The following is a 5,712-nucleotide window of genomic DNA, read 5'->3' on the forward strand; positions in this document are numbered from 1 at the left end:
AATTATAACTCTTTACCATGCTGTTCAAAAAACACTCACGAAAGATCAACACGCCCTAAAAATACACAAGTAACTTAGCCGATCATGGTTCCAATAATATGGCTATGCTCTACCTTCCTCAGGTAATTTGGTGAATGCTAGACTAAGCTTTTATCTATCTTTATTTTCCCAAAGATGTGCTCGAAAAGATGTACCAAAGAAGTTCTTTAAGCGAACGGCTCCATAACGTTAAACCTGTAAATTCAGCAATCTGGTGACCACTTATGAAAAAACTAATACCTACGCTCGGTCTGTTTTGTACCCTCATTTCTGCGCCATCTTTTGCAGAAACGGGCTACACGTTAGATCCCAAGTTATCGAACATTACATTCGCAACCATTAAGAAGCAGTTTGTTGTGGAGCCCGCGTCTATAAAACCTCTATCTGGTGGGCTTACTGAAGACGGTCAATTTTCGATATTGTTAGACTTAAAGACCGTCAGTACTGGAGTATCGATTCGTGACCAGCGACTTAATGAACTCTACTTTGAATCGATGACTTTCCCTGAAGTGAAGATCTCGGGAAAGGTTGACCCTGCGATGCTAGCTGGCGATCCGAAAATTACGACCATCGCTGCCGAAGTTACCTTACACGGCACCACCAAAACTATCGACTTCCCAGTTATGGTCGTTCCGTCTGAAGGTTTTGTCATGGTCAATTCAACCTCAACCATTATCGTCAATGGCGCTGATTTTGGGATATCGACGGAAAACCTCAACAAGCTTTCAGCAACCGTCGGCGGGCTAGCCATTTCCGATAAAGTTCCACTAAGCTTCAATCTACTCTTCGACAAGTAATGGTTTAATACCGTCTCTTACTGACTCCTTCTAAGCTCTCGCCATCCTATTTACGCGAGAGCTTAAGCGGTGAATATCCCGTCACTCTTAATGCCTATAAAGTCCCAAACAGAACCAGAACAAGGTTCAACAAAACCTAATTGCTCGGAACCAACGACCAAATAGGTCATACTAGAACCCTCATAGAAAAAGCCCATAGCAGCCAAAACCGCATGAACTCTATTAACCTCAGTAAGCCTTTCACCCTAATCAATGGCCAAGTGATTAAGAATCGCCTATTTAAATCAGCGATGAGCGAACAACTTGGCGACAAACACCACAACCCGACAATCGGTTTAGTTAACCTCTATCAACGTTGGGCAAACGGTGGGATTGGTTTGTCGATGACCGGTAACGTAATGGTCGATAGAAATGCGCTCGGCGAACCGAAAAACGTCGTTTTGGATGAGCAAAGTGATTTAACCATTTTCCGCCAATGGGCTAACGCTGGAAAGCAAAACGGCTCTCAAATATGGATGCAGCTTAACCACCCAGGCAAGCAGATCCCTAAGTTCTTATGCAATGAACCCGTCGCTCCCTCTGCTATATCATTAGGCCGTGGATTAGAGAAAGGCTTCAACACCCCAAGAGCACTCAGTGAATGCGAGATCCATGACGTTATTAATAAGTTTGTTGTGAGCGCTAAGCTCGCCAAACAAGCTGGCTTTACTGGCGTACAAATCCATGGTGCTCACGGTTACCTTGTCAGTCAATTTTTGTCGGCAAGACACAACCAACGCGACGATAAATGGGGCGGTTCATTGGAAAACAGACTTCGATTCGTACTCGAAGTTTATCGTGGTATCCGAAAAGAAGTGGGCGATAATTTCCCTGTTGGTATCAAGCTTAACAGTGCCGATTTCATGAAAGGTGGCTTCACGGAAGAAGAGTCAATGCAGGTTGTAAAAGCGTTGAGCGAAGACGGAATCGACTTAATCGAAATATCAGGCGGGACTTACGAAAGCCCGTCAATGATGGGTTCTAAGAACAAAAGTGAACCGATAAAAGCAAGCACACTCAAACGTGAAGCCTATTTTATGGATTACATGGTTAAAGCGAGGAAACTGGTCAGCACGCCTCTCGTAGTCACTGGTGGCTTTCGAACCGCACAAGCGATGAATGACGCGTTAAATACATCCGCCACTGACTTTATCGGCATAGCTCGAACCATGGCGGTTGATCCTGACTTCCCCAATAAGTTAATTGAAAACCCAGAATACGGAATGCCACTAACCGTGCCTACCACGGGAAAACCTTCATTAGATAGAATGGCGATGGTTGGATTGGTTTGGTACGAACATCAAATGTGGCGAATGGCCGCAGGAAAAAACACCGATCCTAGATTAAGTGCTCTTGGCGTCGTAGTTAAAACGATCTTAAGTGCAGGTTGGCACGCCTTCAAGAAACGCAGAGCGTAACGTGTTTATCATATTTAGCGTATTGAACGTATTGAACGTATTGAACGTATTTACTCTCCTGAATTGAAGCCCTTACACTCCAAAAGATGTCGTTGATGTCACATGTCGTTACACAGCATGAAGTCTTAAGGCTTTACATCTTGGGCGAGGTAAACAACAATCCCTGAGAATAAATCCATAACATAATGTATTTAGAAATTATGAGTAATACAGAAAACAAAAAATCGAGCCCTCTTTTTGAAGTCGTGTTTAACGTCTTTCTTCCTTCATTCATCTTAATGAAGTTCAGTGGAGAGGAGCATCTCGGAACTGGCTTAGCACTGCTTGTCGCACTTGCCTTCCCTATTGCTTACGGTGGTATGGAACTCATCCGCAACAAGAAGTTTAACTTCATCGCGGCGCTGGGCTTTGTGAGTGTGTTATTAACGGGCGGTATTGGTTTCTTTGAGCTCGATACTCGTTGGTTGGCACTAAAAGAAGCATTAATCCCCGGCCTAATTGGTTTAGCTGTACTTGGCTCTACATTTACTCGCTACCCATTTATCCAAAAAGTCATCTTCACTCCGGCACTATTAAATATCTCGCTGATTGAAGAGCGTTTGAGACAGTTTGGCAACCAAGCTAAGTTTGATCGTTGCCTAATGACATCAAATTACCTATTCGCAAGTACGTTCGCCTTCTCTTCTGCGATGAACTACTTTCTAGCGACTTGGATTGTCACCAGCCCAGCAGGCACAGTCGCCTTCAATGAAGAACTTGGTAAGCTGACACTTTACAGCTACCCAGCAATCGCTATCCCAAGCCTTCTGATGATGTTAGGTATTTTCTACTACATTTGGCGCCAAGTGCGCGACATGACATCATTAGAAACGGAACAGATCTTCATTACTAAGTAGCTCTTACCGAACGGCCTAAGAAAAACACCAAAAGCTCAGCACACTCGCTGAGCTTTTTCGTTTTGCTCTCTCGTTGGTCGCTCAATGTGATTTCATCTTTGGTTGATCAAATGAATCACATTTATAATTCGAGGCCAGTTTTCTTAGATTAGGTCAAGTAACTCGCTCTAAATCCATAATAATCAACGAATTTCATTGATTGAACCGACAGATGCTTTTATAGTCGATTTTGTTGGTTACTTTACAAAGCCCTACCCAATCACTGACATTATCTCAATTGCTATTGATAAGATCGTATCAGCTAGGTGCTAACGGTAGACGCCAGCCGTACTCAATAAGGAATATAGATTATGAACAAATCCCAATTAGTTGAACACATCGCGACTTCTGCAGACATCTCAAAAGACCAAGCGGGCACAGCGCTAAATGCCCTCGTTGAAGGCATTTCTACGACTCTTGCTAACGGCGATGATGTGTCTATCCTTGGATTTGGCAGTTTTAAAGTGAACGCCCGTGCAGCACGCACTGGTCGTAACCCACGAACTGGAGAAGAGATTCAAATTTCAGCGTCAAAAACGCCAGCCTTTAAAGCAGGTAAAGCTTTAAAAGAGGCATGCAACCTTTAATACCGCAATACAACAAGGAAAGTTACGATGACTACGCCAAAAGAAAAAGCGAAAACCAGTCGCAGTAAAAAAGCTGGCAAGTCTACTAAAGCACAAGCCGAAACGCCTAAAACTCGTCAACGTATTGAAGAGCTAATGGAACAGCGTGAATTGGCCAAACTGTTAGAGTTATAGATTGTTATCGTTCAAATGCCACTGCAGCTCTGTAGTGGCATTATTTGTTTAAGGACCAGCGCCTACAAAAACACCCCCTCTCCCATAATAACCCCTTCATGATTAATAGAGACAAACGCACAAGTTCTGAACACTAAATAACTGATTCAGTTACATTGCTATACATACCCATACATACCCACATGACACTTTTCATTATCATCATTTCCCTTGTTGTTTATGAGAATAAAGGAAGTAATCGCGACACTGATGTGTTCGTGCAGTGCTTCTTTGTTGAGGTGATTATGAATGTAGTTCGCATGGGAATTGAAGCTAATGTCCATAAGAATAAAGGAAAGTACAAGGCGATAGTTAAGTTCGCTGTTCGTGCACTGTTTTATTATTCAGATACTAAAAAAATGAATGAGAACTTCAGCTCTGTCGAGAGAAAACTCTTGTTCAAAAAGCAGCCAAATGTCCTCTCTAAGTTTGTCACCCCTTACTTGTGTACTGACTTCAGTAAAAAAGAAAAAATAGAAATACTATCAAAGCATTATGATTGGTTTGAAGACAAGTTCACGACACAAGCGCGCCATCAAATTTATAATGAGAGACTTAACCTTTTAGAGCTTGAGATCGACGAACAAACCTACTTGCTAAACCTAAGCTTTGAAAGAAATGCGAGAAAAGAAGGCGAACTCACCCTCTCCCTTACTGATTCCATGTTGAACAAAATGTACACAATCTCATTCTCCGTTTTTAACAATGATATCTACATTGGCGGTGTGTAAGGCGGAGCAAATGACAATGGTTTCAGTCGTACATTCACAAAGGCATTTTATGGTTTAAGACCCAAATCTTTCATGGTAGAAACCCTTCGATTAATGGCGACTAGCCTGGGAATTAATCACATCTATGCGGTCAACGAAACAGGACATGTCTCAAACTCATTACGCTATGGGAAGAAAGGGAAAGAGATAAGCCTCAAATATAATTGCTTGTGGGAAGAGCACGACGGACAGCAACATGACAAATGTTTTTACGTCCTACCTATCCAGTCAACAAGGAAAGACCTAGAGCCGCTTAAACGTCAGAAACGAAAACTATATCGTGAGCGCTATGCTTGGTTAGATCATTATGAAGAAGATCTAAGAATCGCTATTGACCCTCACCTACAGGCTCCTATCACGTTGACGGTTGATTTAGCCAAAGCAAGTTGAGAGAGCGTAAACTTGCCACACTTTCTTAGCACCGGCCAAAAAGCGACTTGTAACAAAAAGAAAGCCTCGTATTCACGGGGCTTTTTAACACCTCCTCAGACTCCACCCTCACAGATTAATACACTTACAAAGTACTACATCTTAAATCTAGATAGAAAAACAGGACAAGAAGCATGCTCAGAAACGGCGATTTCCTGCCTACTACACAAACCATATTGACAACATTATATTAACATATTTACAATTTTTGAGCATCCCGTTGCATATTTATAAATCCAAGGAAAATTCATATTGAAAGAAAGTCCTATTTATATAATTAATAGCTTCGAGCCAAAAGTAGGCTCGTTAATTAAAACCAAAAACGGAGATTGTAAAATGATTAATTTTGAAAACGTCATGGCTGATTTTAATGGTCCAGAAAGCGAAGAACTAAACCTATGTGAATTAAACTGGGATGGACCAAACAACAGGGCTACCGCATGAGTGCCTAGTTTTTCACCACCTGACTAAAACCAGCATTTAAT

At 42.1% G+C, this 5,712-nt stretch carries 6 protein-coding genes and 1 pseudogene; all 7 read left to right on the forward strand.

The annotated features are described in order from the left end of the window. Window positions 1-263 precede the first annotated feature (263 nt). The 7 genes and pseudogenes from ED652_RS23555 to ED652_RS23580 all read left to right on the forward strand — a co-directional run bounded on the left by ED652_RS23555 (window position 264) and on the right by ED652_RS23580 (window position 5,671). Complete coding sequence (locus ED652_RS23555) at window positions 264-836, forward strand: YceI family protein (protein ID WP_122056340.1); 573 nt, start codon at window positions 264-266, stop codon at window positions 834-836. 212 nt (window positions 837-1,048) lie between these two features. Next, entirely contained in the window at window positions 1,049-2,293 is a 1,245-nt protein-coding gene (locus tag ED652_RS23560; RefSeq protein ID WP_122056341.1) for an NADH:flavin oxidoreductase/NADH oxidase family protein, read from the forward strand. A 200-nt stretch (window positions 2,294-2,493) separates the two neighbouring features. Continuing rightward, window positions 2,494-3,189 carry a VC0807 family protein gene (locus ED652_RS23565; RefSeq protein WP_017106019.1) on the forward strand — a complete coding sequence of 232 codons (696 nt, stop codon included), beginning with the start codon at window positions 2,494-2,496 and terminating at the stop codon, window positions 3,187-3,189. A gap of 350 nt (window positions 3,190-3,539) precedes the next feature. Further along, a complete protein-coding gene (locus ED652_RS23570; protein ID WP_017106020.1) occupies window positions 3,540-3,815 on the forward strand; it encodes an HU family DNA-binding protein in 276 nt (91 codons plus the stop codon). Between the two features lie 27 nt (window positions 3,816-3,842). Next, window positions 3,843-3,989 (forward strand): hypothetical protein, encoded by a 147-nt coding sequence (locus ED652_RS23860; RefSeq protein WP_017106021.1) that lies wholly within the window; start codon window positions 3,843-3,845, stop codon window positions 3,987-3,989. A 284-nt stretch (window positions 3,990-4,273) separates the two neighbouring features. Beyond that, a pseudogene (locus ED652_RS23575) lies at window positions 4,274-5,188 on the forward strand (VirK/YbjX family protein). A 291-nt stretch (window positions 5,189-5,479) separates the two neighbouring features. Beyond that, complete coding sequence (locus tag ED652_RS23580; RefSeq protein WP_122056342.1) at window positions 5,480-5,671, forward strand: hypothetical protein; 192 nt, start codon at window positions 5,480-5,482, stop codon at window positions 5,669-5,671. Window positions 5,672-5,712 lie beyond the last annotated feature (41 nt).

Origin of the sequence: Vibrio sp. Evd11, from assembly GCF_900382755.1 — a bacterium.
Classification (GTDB): Bacteria; Pseudomonadota; Gammaproteobacteria; order Enterobacterales; family Vibrionaceae; genus Vibrio; species Vibrio lentus.